23 protein-coding genes are annotated in these 18,806 nt (G+C 50.9%); 20 read left to right on the top strand and 3 right to left on the bottom strand.

What is annotated here, in order from left to right; translation table 11 throughout:
- Window positions 1–28 precede the first annotated feature (28 nt).
- Complete coding sequence (locus tag PAECUDRAFT_RS06115) at window positions 29–1,342, top strand: MFS transporter (RefSeq protein WP_006037252.1); 1,314 nt, start codon at window positions 29–31, stop codon at window positions 1,340–1,342.
- Complete coding sequence (gene cysK, locus PAECUDRAFT_RS06110; protein WP_006037251.1) at window positions 1,281–2,204, top strand: cysteine synthase A; 924 nt, start codon at window positions 1,281–1,283, stop codon at window positions 2,202–2,204. Before PAECUDRAFT_RS06115 ends, cysK begins: the two co-directional genes overlap by 62 nt.
- 90 nt (window positions 2,205–2,294) lie before the next feature.
- Here cysK and PAECUDRAFT_RS06105 read toward each other — a convergent pair whose 3' ends face one another.
- Window positions 2,295–3,380: a CotH kinase family protein gene (locus PAECUDRAFT_RS06105; protein WP_006037250.1), complete on the bottom strand. Its 1,086-nt coding sequence runs from the start codon at window positions 3,378–3,380 to the stop codon at window positions 2,295–2,297.
- A gap of 86 nt (window positions 3,381–3,466) precedes the next feature.
- Window positions 3,467–3,655: a hypothetical protein gene (locus tag PAECUDRAFT_RS06100; RefSeq protein ID WP_006037249.1), complete on the bottom strand. Its 189-nt coding sequence runs from the start codon at window positions 3,653–3,655 to the stop codon at window positions 3,467–3,469.
- A 317-nt stretch (window positions 3,656–3,972) separates the two neighbouring features.
- Between PAECUDRAFT_RS06100 and PAECUDRAFT_RS06095 the strand changes: the two genes are divergently transcribed.
- The 13 genes from PAECUDRAFT_RS06095 to PAECUDRAFT_RS06035 all read left to right on the top strand — a co-directional run bounded on the left by PAECUDRAFT_RS06095 (window position 3,973) and on the right by PAECUDRAFT_RS06035 (window position 13,304).
- Window positions 3,973–4,665, top strand: coding sequence for a DUF2642 domain-containing protein (locus PAECUDRAFT_RS06095; RefSeq protein WP_006037248.1), 693 nt, complete (start codon window positions 3,973–3,975; stop codon window positions 4,663–4,665).
- Between the two features lie 114 nt (window positions 4,666–4,779).
- Window positions 4,780–5,451, top strand: coding sequence for a hypothetical protein (locus tag PAECUDRAFT_RS06090; protein ID WP_006037247.1), 672 nt, complete (start codon window positions 4,780–4,782; stop codon window positions 5,449–5,451).
- 152 nt (window positions 5,452–5,603) lie between these two features.
- On the top strand, window positions 5,604–5,828 hold the full coding sequence (locus tag PAECUDRAFT_RS06085; protein ID WP_006037246.1) for a hypothetical protein: 225 nt from the start codon (window positions 5,604–5,606) through the stop codon (window positions 5,826–5,828).
- A gap of 23 nt (window positions 5,829–5,851) precedes the next feature.
- On the top strand, window positions 5,852–6,274 hold the full coding sequence (locus PAECUDRAFT_RS06080) for a spore coat protein (RefSeq protein ID WP_006037245.1): 423 nt from the start codon (window positions 5,852–5,854) through the stop codon (window positions 6,272–6,274).
- A 146-nt stretch (window positions 6,275–6,420) separates the two neighbouring features.
- Window positions 6,421–6,912 (top strand): Lrp/AsnC family transcriptional regulator, encoded by a 492-nt coding sequence (locus PAECUDRAFT_RS06075; protein WP_006037244.1) that lies wholly within the window; start codon window positions 6,421–6,423, stop codon window positions 6,910–6,912.
- Between the two features lie 13 nt (window positions 6,913–6,925).
- A complete protein-coding gene (locus tag PAECUDRAFT_RS06070; RefSeq protein WP_006037243.1) occupies window positions 6,926–8,143 on the top strand; it encodes an aminotransferase class I/II-fold pyridoxal phosphate-dependent enzyme in 1,218 nt (405 codons plus the stop codon).
- A 147-nt stretch (window positions 8,144–8,290) separates the two neighbouring features.
- The gene (locus PAECUDRAFT_RS26300) at window positions 8,291–8,536 is read left to right on the top strand and encodes an aspartyl-phosphate phosphatase Spo0E family protein (protein WP_006037242.1); all 246 of its coding nucleotides are present in this window, start codon (window positions 8,291–8,293) and stop codon (window positions 8,534–8,536) included.
- Between the two features lie 115 nt (window positions 8,537–8,651).
- Window positions 8,652–9,206 (top strand): hypothetical protein, encoded by a 555-nt coding sequence (locus tag PAECUDRAFT_RS06060; protein WP_006037241.1) that lies wholly within the window; start codon window positions 8,652–8,654, stop codon window positions 9,204–9,206.
- Entirely contained in the window at window positions 9,203–9,787 is a 585-nt protein-coding gene (locus tag PAECUDRAFT_RS06055) for a cob(I)yrinic acid a,c-diamide adenosyltransferase (RefSeq protein WP_006037240.1), read from the top strand. The genes PAECUDRAFT_RS06060 and PAECUDRAFT_RS06055 overlap by 4 nt, the downstream gene beginning before the upstream one ends.
- On the top strand, window positions 9,784–10,737 hold the full coding sequence (locus tag PAECUDRAFT_RS06050) for an RluA family pseudouridine synthase (RefSeq protein WP_006037239.1): 954 nt from the start codon (window positions 9,784–9,786) through the stop codon (window positions 10,735–10,737). The genes PAECUDRAFT_RS06055 and PAECUDRAFT_RS06050 overlap by 4 nt, the downstream gene beginning before the upstream one ends.
- Entirely contained in the window at window positions 10,727–11,098 is a 372-nt protein-coding gene (locus PAECUDRAFT_RS06045) for an arsenate reductase family protein (protein ID WP_006037238.1), read from the top strand. The genes PAECUDRAFT_RS06050 and PAECUDRAFT_RS06045 overlap by 11 nt, the downstream gene beginning before the upstream one ends.
- Window positions 11,099–11,103: 5 nt before the next feature.
- On the top strand, window positions 11,104–12,312 hold the full coding sequence (locus PAECUDRAFT_RS06040) for an aminotransferase class I/II-fold pyridoxal phosphate-dependent enzyme (protein WP_006037237.1): 1,209 nt from the start codon (window positions 11,104–11,106) through the stop codon (window positions 12,310–12,312).
- Between the two features lie 107 nt (window positions 12,313–12,419).
- Window positions 12,420–13,304 carry a 5'-3' exonuclease gene (locus PAECUDRAFT_RS06035; RefSeq protein ID WP_006037236.1) on the top strand — a complete coding sequence of 295 codons (885 nt, stop codon included), beginning with the start codon at window positions 12,420–12,422 and terminating at the stop codon, window positions 13,302–13,304.
- Window positions 13,305–13,406: 102 nt separating this feature from the next.
- On the opposite strand, the gene PAECUDRAFT_RS06030 is transcribed toward PAECUDRAFT_RS06035, so the two are convergent.
- Complete coding sequence (locus tag PAECUDRAFT_RS06030; protein ID WP_040711830.1) at window positions 13,407–14,651, bottom strand: MFS transporter; 1,245 nt, start codon at window positions 14,649–14,651, stop codon at window positions 13,407–13,409.
- 134 nt (window positions 14,652–14,785) lie between these two features.
- Between PAECUDRAFT_RS06030 and PAECUDRAFT_RS06025 the strand changes: the two genes are divergently transcribed.
- The 5 genes from PAECUDRAFT_RS06025 to PAECUDRAFT_RS06005 all read left to right on the top strand — a co-directional run bounded on the left by PAECUDRAFT_RS06025 (window position 14,786) and on the right by PAECUDRAFT_RS06005 (window position 18,798).
- Complete coding sequence (locus PAECUDRAFT_RS06025) at window positions 14,786–15,397, top strand: TetR/AcrR family transcriptional regulator (RefSeq protein ID WP_006037234.1); 612 nt, start codon at window positions 14,786–14,788, stop codon at window positions 15,395–15,397.
- A gap of 148 nt (window positions 15,398–15,545) precedes the next feature.
- Window positions 15,546–15,794 (top strand): phosphopantetheine-binding protein, encoded by a 249-nt coding sequence (locus tag PAECUDRAFT_RS06020; protein ID WP_006037233.1) that lies wholly within the window; start codon window positions 15,546–15,548, stop codon window positions 15,792–15,794.
- A gap of 4 nt (window positions 15,795–15,798) precedes the next feature.
- Window positions 15,799–16,794, top strand: a complete 996-nt coding sequence (locus tag PAECUDRAFT_RS06015; protein ID WP_006037232.1) for a hypothetical protein — start codon at window positions 15,799–15,801, stop codon at window positions 16,792–16,794.
- Between the two features lie 14 nt (window positions 16,795–16,808).
- Complete coding sequence (locus PAECUDRAFT_RS06010) at window positions 16,809–18,452, top strand: NAD(P)/FAD-dependent oxidoreductase (protein WP_006037231.1); 1,644 nt, start codon at window positions 16,809–16,811, stop codon at window positions 18,450–18,452.
- A gap of 82 nt (window positions 18,453–18,534) precedes the next feature.
- Window positions 18,535–18,798, top strand: a complete 264-nt coding sequence (locus PAECUDRAFT_RS06005) for a phosphopantetheine-binding protein (protein WP_006037230.1) — start codon at window positions 18,535–18,537, stop codon at window positions 18,796–18,798.
- Window positions 18,799–18,806 lie beyond the last annotated feature (8 nt).

Raw genomic sequence — 18,806 nt, 5'->3', positions numbered from 1 at the left:
CATGTCACGATTCGGGGAGGAAACATGGATGGGGACGCAAGCCTCAGCCTTGCGGCAGGACAAGTCCGGCGCCAAGCTGGACAGCCAATCGGTTACATTAATTGTTGTGCACGGGCTGCATGCGATCGCAAGCGCGTTATCCGGCACATTCATTCCGGCATATCTGTGGAAAGCAAAGGAGTCATTCGCAAATATCGGCTGGTTTTGTTTGAGCCAATATGTCGTTGGCGGCCTGATTTTCTGGATCGCCGGCAAATGGGTGAAGGAATACAACAAGATGAATGCTCTGCGGCTCGGCGTTGTGCTGTCGGGCTGCTTTTATTTTACAGTGCTTATGCTGGGCCCTTCCGCTTATAAGTGGGTCGTGCCCATCGGCATTCTAGACGGGGTAGCGCTGGGACTGTTTTGGCTCTCCTATAATATCGTTTATTTTGAAGTAACCGAGCCGGGCAATCGGGATCGGTACAATGGCATTGCCGGGTTATTAGGGGCGGCTGCAGGCATTATTGCCCCGTGGGTATCGGGCTATATCATTACGACGCTTAAGCAGCAGCGCGGCTATCAGGTGATTTTCACTTCTTCTTTGATCATTCTGGGAATCGCCGTCGTTTGTACGTTTTGGCTCAAGCATCGGCAATCCTCTGGTACGTATGAATGGCTGCATGGCGTGAAAGAGCTTCGCCAACGCGGCAATCCGTGGCGCCGGTTTACGCTGGCGATTATGATGCAAGGCTTGCGTGACGGCGTATTTATGTTCCTGGTGGGACTTACGGTTTATATTGCGACTCGCAATGAGCAGAAGCTGGGCAATTATGCGCTTACTATTTCATTCGTTGCACTGATCAGCTTCTGGATCGTGGGCAAATGGCTTCGGCCGCATCGCCGTAAATATGGAATGCTTGCCGGGGTGCTGCTGCTTACCGCCGCTATTATTCCGTTGTTTTTTGGCATCAGCTATAAAACGCTGCTCATGTTCGGCATCGGGACATCATTGTTTATGCCGCTGTACATTATCCCGGTTACGTCCTCGGTATTTGATTTGATCGGCAAAAATGAGCAATCCGTACGAAAGCGCGAAGAGTTTATCGTGCTGCGCGAAATCGCGTTGACGCTCGGGCGTACCATTGGCATGATCGCCTACCTCGTCGTTTTATCGCGCACACGCTCGCCAGCGGCGATTACGTGGCTGCTCTTTGCCGTAGGCTGCATGCCGATCATCGGTTGGTTTGCGACGAGAAATTTATTAAATATGACGCCTGATCATGGAGAGGAGAGACAGAATGCCAAAGATCGTACAATCGGTAACGGAGCTAATCGGGGAGACGCCGGCCGTCCGCATTAATCGGTTAACGACCAGTCAGGATGCGGAAGTATTCGTGAAGCTGGAGCGGTTTAATCCGAGCGGCAGCGTTAAGGATCGGGCTGCGGCTTCCCTCATCGCGGATGCGGAGCGAAGAGGCGTAATTCAGCCGGGCAGCACGATTATCGAGCCGACGAGCGGCAATACAGGAATCGGGCTCGCGATGAATGCGGCAGCCAAAGGCTATCGGCTCATTCTGGTTATGCCTGACAATATGTCGGTCGAACGCATTATGCTGCTGAAAGCGTACGGCGCGGAGGTCGTGCTGACGCCGGCTGCCGAGCGTATGCCAGGCGCGCTGCGCAAAGCGTTAGAGCTGCAGCAAGAGCGCCCAGGCAGCTTTATTCCAAATCAGTTCGAAAATGCTGCGAATCCTGATATCCATCGGACAACAACGGCTTTGGAAATATTGGGCCAAATGGAGGAGCGCCTCGATGCATTCGTGGCGACGGCGGGAACTGGCGGTACGATCACCGGAACAGGGGAGGCGCTTCGGGAGCGATTGCCTCATCTGCATATTGCGGTCGTTGAGCCGCAGGGCTCACCGGTATTATCCGGCGGAAGCCCTGGCCCGCATAAGCTCGTTGGAACGAGCCCTGGCTTCGTGCCTTCGATATTGAACACATCCATCTATAATGAAATCATTCAAGTGTCGGATGAGCACGCGATTGAAACGATGCGATCGTTAGCAAGACTGGAAGGCTTGCTGGTAGGGCCATCCTCAGGCGCGTCCGTTTGGGCAGCGATTCAAGTCGCTAAGCGGCTCGGAGCCGGCAAGCGGGTTCTATGTATCGCGCCGGACAGCGGCGAACGTTACTTGAGCATGAATTTGTTCGAAGCATAGTTCAATACGCAATTTGTCCGAACAACAAAAATGGTGGGGCGAGGGAAGGACCCTTGCTCCACCATTTTTTTGCGCGGCGTTACCGCTTCCTCATTCCCAGTCATCCAGCTCGTTGCGGATAATTTCCTGTCGCTCTACGATATATCTGCGCATGAGGGACGGTTCTGCTGCGAATACTTGAAAATTATGCTTCCGCGTATAATCGCCTCGGATCGCTTCCGCGATCGATTCGTGCATCGATTCGATGACGGGGGTTAAGGCATCCAGTGTAAAAGCGGTATCCATCAGCTCGAGCAGCAGCGTTTTGTAACGTGCCCGATACTTGCTGAAGCTGAGCAACTTCTCGGTTACTACATTATAGCCTCGAATGTCGACCAGATCGCTGTCACAGACGCGGCCGTAGCAATTTCGTCCCCAAGTTCCTTCGTAATCCCATGGCAAGATCCGATACCGTCCGTAAGTAGGCGTTTCATATAAAGCGTAATTTTGCTCGAACCCGTCATAATTGCCTGTCAGCACAGCGCCGGCGAGCCATTTTAAGTAAAAATTCGTATCGAGCCTGTTGCTTAACAATTTCGCTAAATTGCTGCCCTCATAACGATTGACTCTGCGGATAAAGGTGACGAGACGAGATTGCGTGCTATCATCGCCGAGCTGCTGCTCGTAGCCGTTAAATAATGATGATTTGGTTTCATTCGTGTCGGGGTCGATGAGGCTGAAGTTCGCATCATCGTTGATGGCATAAATAAGAGATCGCCAGCCTAGCCCGCGCGCTTTGAAGAAATTGCGGTCAACCGATTCGATCTCCAAATAAACGCCTTGCGGCTCTCCGTTCCATTGCAGCTCCATATGCTTCGTCTTCGGCGAGTACACGCCAATCTGGTTGAAAAAATGGAAGGAAAGCGCGTTGCGCATTAAGGAAGGATCATCGTATTCGGCATTCCAGTGCAAAATCTGCGTTGTGCCGCTGCTGCTGCCGTAACGAACCTCATATGATTTTTTGGAATAACTCAATGTATGCCCGCCTCTATGGCGCAGCTGCGCATTGTAGCTTTTTCCATCCAGCTCCAGCTGTACCTGGACGAACTGCTTGCTTCGGGGATATGCCTGCAGCTTTTCCCATTCGGACTGTTCAATCGTAATGGAGCGCTGAACAACGCCCTGTGACGACGACATAACGGCACCTCCGGACAAAAGATAAAGCCTATCGATATCGATAGGCTTTTGTGCTTACTTACACTATGCGTGAGGTGCTTATCCCGTCACAGGGCCTTGCGATTAACCTTCTCCTTGGCTGCCGCCCGTACGTCCTTGCGAACCTCCGGATTGTCCTTGCGAACCTCCTGTTTGTCCGCCCGAACCGCCTGTTTGATGGCCTTCAGATCCACCTGTTTGGTGGCCTTCAGATCCACCCGTACGTTGCCCTTCCGATCCACCTGTTTGATTTTCATTGCTATTTGCCATTTGCCATTCCTCCTTCATTTGAACATACCTCAATCTATGAAACAACTCTACTAACCGCGCGGGCGGTTCGTCCAATCTCTCAAAAATAGATCATAATCTAGTACCGCAAGTATACGAGATACATATAGATATATTACAAATCGTCACCAAGGATAGATGAACCTAAGGCGAGGTAATGGAGGGATGCAGAACACTTAACGGGGAAAGACAATTAACGAGTAATTAGGTTGACGTGAAGGTTAGTCGGTTTCTCTGTTCTCGTTTAAAGGAATCTATCTATCAATTATTTGGAGGGACTTATCTAATGATGTATGGAAACATGTATAACAACTATTGCCGCAAACCACATCGGTCTTCGTCTTCGGGGCACAAATCGGCACCAAAACCAACACAAGAAAATTTCTTGAACGCTCTGATCGGCAAGAAGGTTAAAATCAACCGTGGCGGCCCTAACTCGATCGTTGGCCGGCTGCTCGCAGTAAAAAGCGATTACCTCGTTGTAGCAACGTGGGAGGGCATCGTTTACGTCAAAACGGCTCATATCAAATCGATCACAGAGCTTGACGGCTCCAGCGGAAGCCGTTCCGGCGGCCATTCCAGCGGCCGTTCTGACGGACGCACAGAAGGACGCACAGGCGGACGCTCCCGCGGTGGCAAAAAATTCATCGATGCAGACAACTTCACGGGCGTACTCAAAGCGCTTAACCAGCATTTCGTACAAGTGAACTGGGGCGGCCCTGAGAAAGTTGTTGGCTTCCTGTCCGAAGTGAAAGGCGACCACATCCTCGTGGTATCGGATCACAAAATCATCAAAATCTTCATCCTCCACATTCAATCCATTAAACTTGAAAACATGCGTTCGCGCGGCAGCTCTGGCCGTTCCGGCGGTTCCGCAGGCGCACAAGGCGTTCAAGGTCAAAAAGCAAACCCAACAACGAAAGCAGCAGCTCCTGCGCTCAAAAAACGGACGACGCTCAAACGGCGCATTAGTCGATAATTCGGCGATGTGTCGGTAATGGAATCCGGGTTGGATGATTCATCCGACCCGGCTCCAATCCGACGACCTCCTGATATGCGGACCACGATACAGGGTGAAAGGAGGGGCCGTATTGTGACGAAACAGCAGCATCCGTTAATGAATTGCTATGTCGATCTAGAAGTGTCAGGCAAAGCGATACCGCTGAGGGGCAAGCTCGTCGATATGGGACAAGACATTCTCGTTATCCATAACGGACAGCAGTTTGTTTACGTGCCGATCATCCATTTGCAGCAGCTAAGAGCAGTTACTTCGCAGGAAACGATAGAAATTGTCGTGCCGGAAACGCCGTTCGAGCATCCGAATGATCCAATCTCCTACCGAAAAATATTAATGAATGCGAAAGGCATGTTTTCCGAGCTTTATATTACAGGAAATCAATCGATCCACGGTTATTTGACGAGTGTCATGAATGATTTCTTCGTCTTCTATTCGCCGGTATACCATTCGGTTATCGTTTCATTGACGCACCTGAAGTACTTGATTCCTTATAATCCGAACGCTACGCCATACACACTGACGCCTGAGCAATTCCCGTTGAAACCGTCGCCGCTCACGCTTGCACGCACGTTCGACCAGCAGCTGCGCAAGCTGGTTGGAGAGTTTGTTATTTTGGATCTTGGCGAAAATTCGAATAAGATCGGCGTGTTAAAAGGATTGGATCAAAACATGGTAGAGCTCGCAACCGCTGGCGGAAATTCCGTCTATCTTCATCTTGATCATGTTAAGACGGTGCATTTGCCATAACCGTTTTCTATTGCCGCAGCAAAAAGCCAATGAAGGGAGAGTTCTCGCCTTTCATTGGCTTTTTGCCATACATAATGCAACGTGCCTTGGACATCCTACGGGAGGTGTTCCGTTCCAACAAGAGCTTGCCAAATCAGAGGAGTGAGTGATGCGTGCTGCAACCATTGACAGCCAAAGAATTGGAATATATCGCGGATTCCATGTCCAATGAGGATTTGTTATTGAAGCAAAATGCGGTGTTGGCTTCGTCGAGCTCCAATCCGGCGCTTCGCCAAACGGCGCAGCAGTTTATTGCCGTTCACCAGCAGCATTATCAGACGCTGCTTCAGGCGCTTCATCAGCATGCTGGCATCGCGCCAACGCAACCCCAAAACTAGCCTGACAGGAGGTAGAGGAGAACATGAATCAGCATCAATCGATTTTGCCGGACGAGGATCTGGCGAGCGTTGTTTTATCGGATTTGAAGCGGGTCGTAAGAGAGTATGCGACGGCAGCTACCGAGTCGACATGCCCAGAGGTGCGCAAGCTGTTTACGTCGCTTCTCAATAGTACCTTGCAATTGCAAGGCCAGCTGTTCACGGTGATGCAGCAAAACCAGATGTACAACACATCCTCCCCTGCGCTTCGCCAAGAAATCGACAAGCAAGGCAAGCAATATGACCAGACGCTGCAAAAAACGAATCAATTCGTGCAGCAGCGCCTAAGCATTCCGCAGCAGCAGCCTGTCTATTATACGGGCCAGCCGCCTGCGGGACAGTTGGGGCAGGTGCCTTTCCAGCAGCAGCCTGTTCCGAACCATCATTCGCCTGTCCAATACAGCTAACAAGCAGCAGCAGCTTCCTTTATGGCCGGTCATCCGGTTGGAAGCCGCTGTTTTTTGTTTTGCAGTCGTGGCGGTTTCATTGTAAAATTAAAGATACAGTAAATCACGCAATGCATTGGAAGGAAGGCTAGAAGGAGGCTATGACGATGAGCGATTTGAAGATGAAAATTTTGGAGTTATTGAAAGAAGACGCTCGGCGTGATGCCGAATTGTTAGCCACGATGCTCGACGTAGAAGTCGACGTTGTCAAACAGGAAATCAAGGAGATGGAAGATGACCATCTCATCGTAAAATATGCTGCAGTCGTCAATTGGAGCAAAGTGCACGATGAAACGGTGACCGCGTTGATTGAGGTTCAAATTACGCCTGAGCGCGGCCGCGGATTCGAAGGCATCGCCGAACGGATTTATTTGTATCCAGAGGTAAAGTCGGTTTATCTGATGTCCGGCGCCTATGACCTGCTCGTGGAAGTGGAAGGCGAGACGTTGAAGGAAGTTGCGTCGTTCGTATCCAATAAGCTGTCCCCGATTGATTCGGTTCTATCGACCAAAACCTTTTTCATACTTAAAAAATACAAACAAGACGGCATCATCTTCGACGAAACCGTCGGTGACCAGCGCTTGATGATTTCGCCGTAAAGGGTGATTGCAAATGATAAAAGACGAACAACAGGCGCCAGTCGCTCGGCGCGGATCGGTTAGCGATTATTTGGCGCCACAAGCCCGGGCTTTGAAGCCCTCGGGAATCCGGCGCTTTTTCGATTTGGTGAGCGGTCGCAAGGATATAATTACGCTTGGCGTTGGCGAGCCTGACTTCGTTACGCCATGGCATGTGCGCGACGCTTGCGTAGCTTCGCTCGAAATGGGCAAAACGCAGTATACGTCCAATGCCGGCATGCCGGAGCTGCGCAATGCGATCGCCTCCTATCTCCAAGGGCGTTTTCAGGTGGAATACGAGCCTGCCAATGAGATTCTCGTGACGATCGGAGGCAGCGAGGCGATTGATTTGGCGCTTCGCGCATTAATTGCTCCTGGCGACGAGATTCTCATTCCAGAGCCATGCTATATTTCGTATTCCCCAATTACAACATTGACAGGCGGCGTAGCGGTAGGTGTGGAAACGTTCGCAGAAGACGCATTCAAGCTTCGTGCGGAATCCTTAAAGGCCGCAATCACGCCGCGTTCGAAGGTGCTGATCCTCTGTTATCCGAGCAACCCGACGGGCGGCGTCATGACTTACGAGGACTGGCTGCCGATTGCGAAGGTTGTAGAAGAGAACGACCTGATCGTTATTTCCGATGAGATTTATGCGGAGCTTTCGTACGGCCATAAGCATGTCAGCTTCGCTGCATTGCCGGGGATGAAGGACCGGACGATTCTCGTCAGCGGCTTCTCTAAAGCTTTCGCCATGACAGGCTGGCGGATGGGCTATGCTTGCGGGCATCCAGAGCTGATCTCTGCTATGCTTCGCATTCATCAATACACCGTGATGTGTGCGCCGATCATGGGCCAAGTGGCAGCGCTCGAAGCGCTGACCAACGGCATCGCAGAGATGGAACGGATGATCGAATCGTACAATCAGCGCCGCCGACTGGTCGTGAAGGGGTTCCGGGAGATCGGGCTGGAATGCCACGAGCCGCAAGGCGCGTTCTACGCTTTCCCATCGATCAAGTCGACGGGGTTAACCTCTGAGGAGTTTGCCGAGCGCTTATTGAATGAAGCGAACGTTGCGGCTGTTCCCGGCAATGTGTTTGGACTTGGCGGAGAGGGGCATCTGCGCTGCTCGTATGCAACAAGCGTTGCGCAATTAAATGAGGCGATTGAGCGGATTGGCAAATTTGTGCATGGCATTAAGGTAGCAGGTAGCTAAACTGACAAAAATTCCTATAAGATATCAAAAAAAGTGTATATTCATTTTGATGCACATTTGATATAATTTAACACAGGATTAACATTTCTCGTCTCAGAATCCGATTATGATGATAGCAACTTTACCAGTGGCAAGGGAGGGAAGGCATTGACGATTGCGGAATCAAGTTTGACGTTGCAGGAGCAACCAAGCACATATCGTACGCGAAAACTGCCCCCATCCATTCAACTGTTGGAGGAAGAGATCTTCAGGTTGCGGGAAGCAATGGAGCGTACGTACGACGAAGAAGACACGTTCCAATCCGAAATTGTAATCGAGATGAGCAGAAGACTTGATATCAAAATAAACGAATATATGAATTATTATCGTTTTAAATGGAATTCACTTAAATAAAGTGATGTAAGCCCCGCAAGGGGCTTTTTCTTTTTTTGGGTGAAGGATGGTTTGTGATATAGTAGAGACAGTCTGTTTATACGCTAGTTTGACATCTATTTGTGGAGGGATTTCGTTGTACAATCGCATGAAAAAAGCAAAATGGATCGGCGCGCTGCTGTCGGTATTATTAACGGTCGTCCTGTTAACTGGCTGTGGAGATGAAGCGGATGTTTCGGTGTTCATCATGGCGCCTAACGGCATGCCGGATAAGGTGACAACGGATCTGCAGGCGGAGCTTCAGCCTACGCTTGGCGAGAAAACGATCAAGGTCGTCGGCAGCCCGATCTATAACGCGCAGAAGCTGCTTGTCGAATATATTGCTGGGGAGCACGCGGTTATGGCGCTTCCGAAGTCTGATTATGAAGCAATGATTGGACAAGGCGGCGGCGTGCCTTTAGAGGATATCTTCGATGAGAAGCAATATTCGGAAGGGGTTATGGTCGGTACGATTTTGAAGGAGAAGAATGCAGAGGTGAAAGAAAAGCATTTGTTCGGCATCCCTTTGAAGCAAGCCGGCATGTTCAAGAAAACGGGCTTCGCGCCAGAAGAAATGTTTCTGATCATTCCGACTAACGCGCCGGATCTTGCATTGTCCAAACAGGTTATAAAGGAGCTGGTCCATTCATGAAGTTATATACTAAGTCAGGAGATCGCGGGCAAACCTCGGTCAAAGGCGGCCGCGTCATGAAAAATGATGCGCGCGTTGAAGCTTACGGCACGTTGGACGAGCTGAACAGCTTCGTCGGCGCTGCAGCAGCGCAGGCTGCGACATTGGAGCCGGTGCGAGCATTGGCAGCCGAGCTCGTCGAAATTCAACAGGAGCTGTTCGACTGCGGGTCCGATCTGGCTTTCGCCTCGCCGGCGGAGGATCATTATAAGGTGACGGCAGATATGACGGCTAGGCTGGAGGGCTGGATTGATGCGCACGCGGATGCTGCGCCGGAAATCCGCCGCTTTATTTTGCCTGGGGGGAGCGCATTGTCTGCTTCGTTGCATGTGTGCCGTACCGTGTGCAGACGGGCGGAGCGCCAAATCGTGACGGTAGCTGAAGCCCATCAGATACCTGAGGAAGTACTGAGATATGTGAACCGTTTGTCGGATTATTTCTTCGCAGCGGCACGTTCGGCTAACGCGGCGCTCGGCGAAGCGGATACGGAATATGTACGCAGCGCGGAGGTATTCCGCAGTGCACCGCGCAAGGAACAATGAGTGAGGCGGGTTACTACAAGCCGCTGACGGTGACGGTGGAGGAGCGGGATCATGGGCAGCAGGTCCGGACCGTGCTCGAGCGCCGATTGGGCGTATCCCGCAAGCTGCTGTCTCGCGTGAAGCTGACTGAGCTGGGTTTAACCGTAAACGGAAAGCGGGTATACACCTCAGATCGTGTGAGTACGGGCGATCTCTTGCAGGTACGGATGGAGAAGGAACGCTCGGACGATATTTTGCCGGAGCCGATTCCGATTGAAGTCGTATTCGAAGATGATGATTTGTTGATCGTGAATAAGCCTGCGGGCATTATCGTTCATCCTACACATGGGCATTATACGGGTACATTAGCCAATGGCGTCGTCCATTATTGGCAGGAGCGCGGGGAAATTGTGCGGTTTCGCCCGATTCATCGGCTGGATGAGCATACGTCCGGGCTTGTCGTCATTGCCAAAACGCCATATGTGCATCAGCAGCTATCGGAGCAGCTGCAAGCAGGGACGATTGAAAAGCGTTATCTTGCATTCGTTTATGGCAAGCCGGAGCCGAGCGAAGGAACGGTCAACGAGCCGATCGATCGCGATCCGGAGCGCCCGCATATTCGGATCGTGACGCCGGAAGGCTATCCGTCCGTTACGCATTACGAGACGATTGCTCAATATAATGAAGGAACCGCTTCCTGTGTCCGCTTGAACCTCGAAACGGGCAGGACGCATCAAATTCGGGTACATATGAAGTTTTTAGGCTGTCCGCTTATCGGCGATGACATGTATGGCAGGGAAGAGGGACATGGCCCCGCTGATGAGAAAGCAAGACGGCAAGCGCTGCATGCGGAGTCGATCGCGTTTACGCATCCGATGACAGCCGAACGAATGACTTGGAAAGCGCCTCTGCCGGAGGATTTGCAGCAGCTGGCTCATTTTTTGGGAGGATCGGGATACGATGGGGACTAAAGGAACGTTGCGATTTTATGGATATTCGAAATGCGGCACATGCCGATCGGCAGTAAAGTGGCTGCAAGCGAGGGGCTGGGAGCTGGAGCAGCATGACTTGTTCGAGCAAGCGCCGACGATTGAGGAGCTGCGACCGCTTGTCGAGCGAAGCGGCTTGGAGTTAAAGAAGTTTTTCAACACATCCGGCGAAGTATACAAGGAGCTGGGCTTGAAGGACAAGCTTCCAGGCATGTCGGATGAAGAGCGGCTTGCGCTTCTCGCTTCGAATGGCCGTCTTGTGAAACGGCCGATTGTTACGGATGGCGAGCGCGTAACGGTTGGATTCAAGGAAGAAACGTTCGAGCAAGAATGGGGAGCGTAGGGGAAATGCCGACAAAAAGCTGGCGGTCGGATAAGCTGGGGCGCCTTGGCTCCTCTATTTTTGCAGAGGTGGCAAGCTGGAAATCGGAAGCGTTAGCAGCAGGGAATGATGTGATCGATCTGGGCATCGGCAGCCCGGATTCTCCGCCTACGGCAGGCGTTCGACAGGCGCTTTCGGAGGCCGTGCTGAAGCCGGATCGTTATGCGTATCCTTCCTCGCAAGGAAGCATCGCTTTTCGCAAACAGGCAGCGGCTTGGCTGCAGCATCGATTCGGCGTGAGCGTCGATCCGGATCGCGAGCTCGTCACTTTAATGGGCTCGCAGGATGGCCTTGCTCATCTCGCGCTTGCTGTTTGCAATCCGGGAGATGTAGCTGTCGTGCCGAATCCGGGTTATCCGATCTATTCCGCAGCGCTTGAGCTTGCAGGCATTCAGCCTGAGCTGTTGGCACTGCGGGCAGACAATGGCTTCTTGCCGGATCTCGATCAAGTGCCGGAGCAGGTTTGGGAGAAAGCGAAGTTCGTTCTATTCGGTTATCCGGCGAATCCGGTAACGGCAGTGGCGAACGAAGCATTTTTTGTTCGGATGATCGAACTGGCGAAACGATACGGGTTTCTGCTCGTTCATGATCTGGCGTATTCCGAGATGGGCTTCGACGGCGTGCAGCCGATGAGCGTGCTGCAGCTTGAGGGAGCGAAGGAAGTGGCGGTCGAGTTCCACTCCTTATCGAAAAGCTTTAATATGGCGGGCTGCCGAATCGGCTTCCTCGCTGGCAATGAAACGGCCGTTGGCGCACTTCGAGAGCTGAAGGCGAACATCGATTATGGCGTGTTCGGAGCTGTGCAGGAAGCCGGCATCGTTGCTTTGCAGGAAGGTATCTCAGGTGTAATGGAGCCGGTCGGCAAGCTGTACCAGCAGCGGCGGGATGTGTTTATCGCGGCTCTAGCAGCTGAAGGCTGGCTGATCGAGAAGCCGAAGGCGACGATGTTCGTATGGGCGCCGCTACCTCAGATGCAGTGGCAGCTTCCTGACGGCGCTGAATGGGACGCAAGGCGCATTTCCCGGGAAATGCTGGTCAGGGCTGGCGTAGCCGTTATACCTGGAGACGCATTCGGCAGCGAAGGCGCTGGTTTCGTTCGAATCGCGCTCGTAGAGGAGGAAGCGAAGCTTCTGGAAGCGGCGAAGCGAATCGGTCGATTTATTCGCGGGGAATAGAGAGTGGTCTTCGTTCGGTTATCGGACGAGGGCTTTTTTCTTGGTCGCATTTTCAATAGAGTCAGTTCGCTAGACATGATAGAATAGACGACAGGAGGCGAGTGCGCGTGCAAACTAGCAATAAAGTATTAATCGTCGATGGGATGGCGGTTCTATTCCGAGCGTTCTATGCGACGTCTTATAGCGGATACATTCGCAAAACATCGACAGGCATTCCGACCAATGCGGTATATGGCTTTATCCAATACTTATACGATGCGATCAACACGTTTAATCCTTCTCATGTCGTGTGCTGCTGGGATATGGGGAGCAAGACTTTCCGTACGGAGCAGTATCCCGCTTATAAAGGCAACCGGGGCGAGCCGCCGAATGAGCTGATTCCGCAGTTTGATCTTGTGAAGGAAGTTGTAGCGGAGATGGGCATTCCGAACATCGGCATCGTAGGCTATGAGGCGGATGATTGCATTGGGACACTGGCGGCGAAGCTGACGGTTGATCACCCGGATTCGGAAGTGCTGATTCTGACGGGCGACCACGATATGCTTCAGCTGGTGAGCGAGAACGTGAAGGTCGTCATTATGAAAAAAGGAAAGCTCAACTACGCGATTTATGATATCGAGCTTTTGATGACGGAGAAGCAGTTAACGCCTCTTCAGGTTATCGATATTAAAGGGTTCATGGGCGATACGAGCGATAATTACCCTGGCGTGAAAGGGATCGGCGAGAAATCCGCGCTGAAGCTATTGCTGGAGTATGGCTCGATCGAAGGCGTGCTGGACAATTTGGAGCAGCTGCCGAAAGGGGTTCGCAGTAAGATCGAAGCGAATCTGGATATGCTGCATTTGTCCCGCGACTTGGCTACGATTCGTCTGGACGTGCCGATTACGTACGAGCTGGCGGAATGCGTGTGGGAAGTACAGTTAGATGCGGCGACTCGAAAGTTTGAGGAGCTGGAGTTTGGAGGCTTGACCAAGCTTTTGGTGCAAGCGTGAGGAATAGCCGATCGACATAAAAAGAAGCTGCCGAGTGTAAATCGGCAGCTTCTTTTTGATTTTATGCTTACATTTCGAAACGATTTCTTCTATTAAAATAGACTAGGCTTGCGAAGTCTCGCGAGTAGCTGAAGTCGTAAACCGTTTTTTCGCGAAATTCGCTTTGTTCGTCATGTAGTAGCCGCAAGCGACGAGTACGCAAAGCGCGCCGTTTAATAGGAGCAGCATTTGGTAGTTGCCGAATATATCGTAGAAGATACCACTTACCAATGCGCCGACAATGCCGCCGGCTTGGTGGAACATGATCAGAATGCCCGTCGCTTTGCCTTTTTCCTCGAACGCATCATTGGCAATCAGCAATCCGCCTGGAATCGCAGAGAGGTACGTGATGCCGAACAGAATGGCAAAGATATGCGGCGACCAAGCGAGATGGAGGAACAGGATGAAGAACGCAGCGATGCGTACGGTATACAAAAGGGCCATGACCATGTTTTTGTTCATACGGTCCAGCACATAGCCGTAAGCGAAGACGCCAGTAATCTCCATAATGCCGAGAAGGCTCATGACGAAAGCAATAACAGCTGGGGAAACCTCAGCCATTTGATGAATGGTAACAAGGTTCATTTCGACGGTACCCATGTTAAAACCGCAGGTGAACAGCGCCAAGCTGATGATGAACAGGAGCGGATGCTTGAGGAAGTTAACGAGCCCAACGCCTTGTTTTTTCGGCTTTTTCGTTTTGTCCGCTGGAGTTGCTTCTTGAGAAGGTTTGGCGGTTTCATCCGGAGACCGCATGGCAACGATGAACAATGGAAGGGTCGTAATTAAGCCGAGCACTGCCGTGACGAGGAACGCGTCTTGCCAGGTCAGCCACGTATTGGAGACGAAGACAGGCGTACAGATCGCAAGCCCGATGGATGAAGCGCTAGTTAGAATCGCTGTTGCTTTGGCCCGATGTTGCTTGAACCATTTGAAGAGCAGTACATAGCTTGTAGATGCGCCTATGCCTGAGAAGCCGCTGATGACGCCATAGCCGATGTAGAACCAGATCGGTCCGCTTGATAAGCAGACGACGGCAGCGCCCACGATGTTGAAGAGGCTGCTGAGAATCAGCACTTTTTTGGCTCCGTACCGGTCGACGAGTGCTCCTCCAATAGGGGCGCAAAACGCTGTTATCAATAAGTTCGTTGACCAGGCCCCTGCCACCAAGCTTCTGGCGATGTGAAAATCATCTGCAATTTGCACTTGAAACACTGCCATTACGAAGCGTGACAGTTTGCCCGAGAAGGCAATGAACCACAAGATCGAAAGCAACATCCAGGCTGACCGTTTTTCCTGAAACCACATTTTCTCCAATTGTAGCATCCTCCCTCATAAAAAGATACTGATCGGTATCTTTATTTTCGAAGTTTAAACATATACGCTAGTAAAGTCAAGTATAATTTTCCATTGACTACCTTGGCGGAGAGGAGGGAGGCTTTATGAAAAAAGGCGAGCAAACACGCGAGCGTATTATTGAGCAAGCGGCTGCTCTGTTTAACACGCACGGCTATGCAGGGGTGTCGCTGAATGAAATCATTCAGATGACCGGCATTCAGAAAGGAGGGATTTATCGGCATTTTACTAATAAGGACGAAATTGCGCTGGCGGCCTACGATTACGCTGTGCGCGTAGTAAGGGAGAAGATCGATGCTGCCTTGGCAGGGAAAGCATCGGCGTTCGATAAGCTGATCGCATTCTTTGAAGTGTACGGCAACGTCGTGGACGATCCGCCCTTTACGGGCGGCTGCCCCTTGTTGAATACGGCTGTGGAGAATGATGACGGTCATCCCCTGTTGTTGGAGAAAGCAAGGCATACGCTGGCAGTATGGAAGCAGATGATGAAAGACATCTTGCAGCAGGGGATCGATCGCGGAGAGTTCCGAAAGGAGATCGATGAGGAATCATTGTTTTCGTTCTTCATTGCATCGCTCGAAGGGGGCATATTGCTAAGCAAGCTGGAGGGAAGCAACCAGCATATGGGGTACGCCATCGAACATATTTCGGGACATTTAAAGCTTTTTTTACTTCATAATCCGGATGGAGCGGGCTGAACAAGCCCGATTTATTATTAGAAGCGTTGAAGCGCTTCATGTGGCAATATTCGATCTTAGTACCCTCGTAATACCCCATATTGGGTATATACGGGGGGTGAAGTGATTAAGTACTATGCAATATAGAAAGTCAAAAGGAGGTAATTAAATGGCGACTGCTGTAAAACTTGGTATGGATGAGATTATTTCTGTGGTGAAAAGAGTTGTCGAATCTGAATTTAATTTGGAGCTGAGCACGGATGCCGAGATCAGCTTGGATTCGATCGCAATCGTTAAAACGATTGTGCTGCTGGAAGAAGAGTTTGGCTGTAGCTTTGACGAAGACGTTGTCCGCCTTGAGCATTTCTCAAGCATTCGCAAAATCAGCCAGCTGATTAGCGAGCTGGAAGAAGAATAAGGGAATGATTACGAAATACGATTTGAACGATCAGTACCTGAATTGCAGAAGAAACCAGTCCTTAAGCTATCTGCACACGAAGGGTATCCCGATCGATCTGCTGTTCTATGGCGCGTATGAGCAGCCGAAGGAGATTTTCCAATCGATCTATGAGCAGGGCATGAACCGAAATCTGTATCTGGATAAGGTAGCCAATGCGGATGAGCTCGAGCTGCTCGATATTAAGACGCACCGCATCCACGCGCTTCAGTTCAACGCAATCGAAGACGAATTGTCCGAGATTTTCAAACGCAATGATGTGGCTTTGTTATTCGGGGATGGGTACAGACTTCCCTACAAGCAAAACACGTACATGACCCGCCACGAGCTGCATTCCATCGTCCTTTGCGGGATTAACCCGGGGACCGGTCACTATTACGTAAGGGATGATATCTACGATGCCGATGTTTATCGAAGCGGCAGGGACTACATCACCTATGAATGTGATGCAGCAACGATATCCTCCTTTTATGATAATGAATTTGACTTTGGTTCGCATGAGACCTTGGAATCGAAATGGGACGTGATTTATTACGAGAGCCATTTCAACAGCGACAAGCCTTATTTGCAATCGATTTTTTATCCCCGTTTTGAACAAATGCTAAGCCATTTAAGTATGGATTTTGAGTTGTACACCGAAATTCCGGATCTTATTGCGAATGCGAGCATTGACCAACCCCTGCAGCAGGATGACCGTTTACTTCAATTCATTACCATTCTTATTGGCTCCAGAAAGCATTTCATGCAATTCCTTCAACGGATTGATGCCATTAGCACGGAAACCATCGCATTGTTTGATCGAATTACCGGCTATTTGGAGTCCATTCGCTATTCGCTAATTAAGAAAAATATGACAGGAAAGTTGGATCTCTCAAAGCTAAAAAACAAATGCGATTTACTAAAAAATGATGAAGAGTCAGCATTCGATACCTTGCAAAGGTCTGTAGCTGTCAATCGATGAGAGGGGATTACTTAATGGAAAAGCAGTTCTTTGATGTCGCAATTATTGGCTCCGGCGTTGCCGGAGCCACGCTCGCAGCCGTATTGGCAAGACATAATGTCAAGACGTTGGTACTGGACGGCGGCACGCATCCGAAGTTCGCGATCGGCGAATCGATGATTCCGACGACCTCCTTCTACATGCGTTCGATCGCCGAGCGCTATGACGTACCGGAGATTATGAACTGCAGCACGCTGCCGCTCCTTCGCGACAATATCTCCTCCATGTGCGGGATCAAACGCAACTTCTCGTTCGTGTATCAACGTCCGGGCGAAGCGCAAAACCCGAAAGAAATGACGCAGCTGCCTGTTCCGAATATCCCGTATGGCGCTGAGGCGCATCTCTATCGTCAGGATACGGATGCTTATCTGCACGCGGTTTCGGTTCGCTACGGCGCGGTCGTTAAGCAAAGAACGATGGTGACGAACCTCACGTTCGAAGAGGATCAAGTCATTATCGAAACCTCGCAAGGCACGTTCTACGCGAAGTTTTTGGTCGATGGCAGCGGCATGCAGTCCGTTCTTGCGAAACAGAAGGGTCTTCGCGAGGAGCCGACGCGGATGAAGGCGAATACGGGTTCGATCTTCACCCATATGATCGATGTGGCGCCGTTGGACGAGTTTTATAAAAAAGGCGATCTTGACATTCCAAGCCCATTACATAAGGGCACTCTCCATCATATTTTTGATGGCGGCTGGCTGTGGGTGATTCCGTTCAACAACCATAAGGACGCGAAAAATCCGCTCGTAAGCGTAGGTCTTCAATTCGATCATAAGCGGCTGGACAAGCTGCCATTCGATATCAACCTGCCGCCGGAAGAAATGTTCGCCGCATTCCTGGACAAGTTCCCGGATATCGCCAAACAGTTCGCCAATGCGAAGCCGGTTCGCGACTGGGTGAAGGTGAATCGCTTGCAATATTCGGCGCATTCGGTTATCGGCCATCGTTACTGCTTGATGGCGCATGCCGCATGCTTCATCGATCCGCTGTTCTCGCGCGGCCTCGCAATCACGTCCGAGACGATCTTCTCGCTCGCTCAGCAGCTGATTGATGCAACGAAAGAAAACGACTTTAACGTTGAACGGTTCAGCCGTGTCGGCGACATCATTTCGAAGTCGTTCGATACGAATGATCGTCTGGTTAACTGCTCGTACATTGCGTTCCGCAACTTCGAGCTGTGGAATGCATGGTACAGAGTTTGGACGCTGGGCCAAGCGTATACGTCCCTGCGATTCACGCAAGTACTGTCCAAATATTACAAGGGCGACAAGGAAGGCTTGCTGCAGTTGGAGCAGCATCCATTCGTCGGCTCCCTCTGCGGAGATTTGCCGGAATTCCAAGAGCTCTTCGATAAAGTGGCATCGATCCTGGAAGCCGTAGGCGACGAGGAGCTGGATGTAGAATCCGCGATTACGCGAATCTATCAGCTGTACTCGGAAATCGACTATGTGCCAGAGCAGTATGAGCTGACAAACCCGGATCGCCACTATATTTCCAAAATGGATGGCAAAGCGCTGCTTGATATCGTCGAGTGGGGCACGAAAATCGGACCGGAACGGAATCGCAAATTGTACTTCGACATGGAAAACAGCTCAAGCGGCAGCTTAACGCTAGTTTAATGAAGAAACACTTCGCGGGTCCTTCCTTGGGGGGAGGGCTCGCGAAGATTATAGGGAGTATCGAACAGATTGGAGGGATATTATGGATACCCGCAGCCTTCTGAAGGAGCTTATTATTGAAGCTTCTGATCACAACGTGACGATGGAGGACTTGGAGCGTGTAGGCGATTCCATCAAGCAGCTGGGTCTTGATTCTCTAGTAAAGATTCGTCTCGTCGTATTAATAGAAGAAAATTTTGATTTGAACATCGATGTGGAAGAGGTCAGCTCGGAAGTGTTCGATCAATTATCTGCGCTGCAGCACTATGTGGAGAGCGGAAATCAAAATATGACTTTGTCGATATAGAGGTGGCC

It is taken from the genome of Paenibacillus curdlanolyticus YK9 (assembly GCF_000179615.1).
Lineage (GTDB): Bacteria > Bacillota > Bacilli > Paenibacillales > Paenibacillaceae > Paenibacillus_T > Paenibacillus_T curdlanolyticus.
This window is presented reverse-complemented; position numbering and strand designations above follow the sequence as displayed.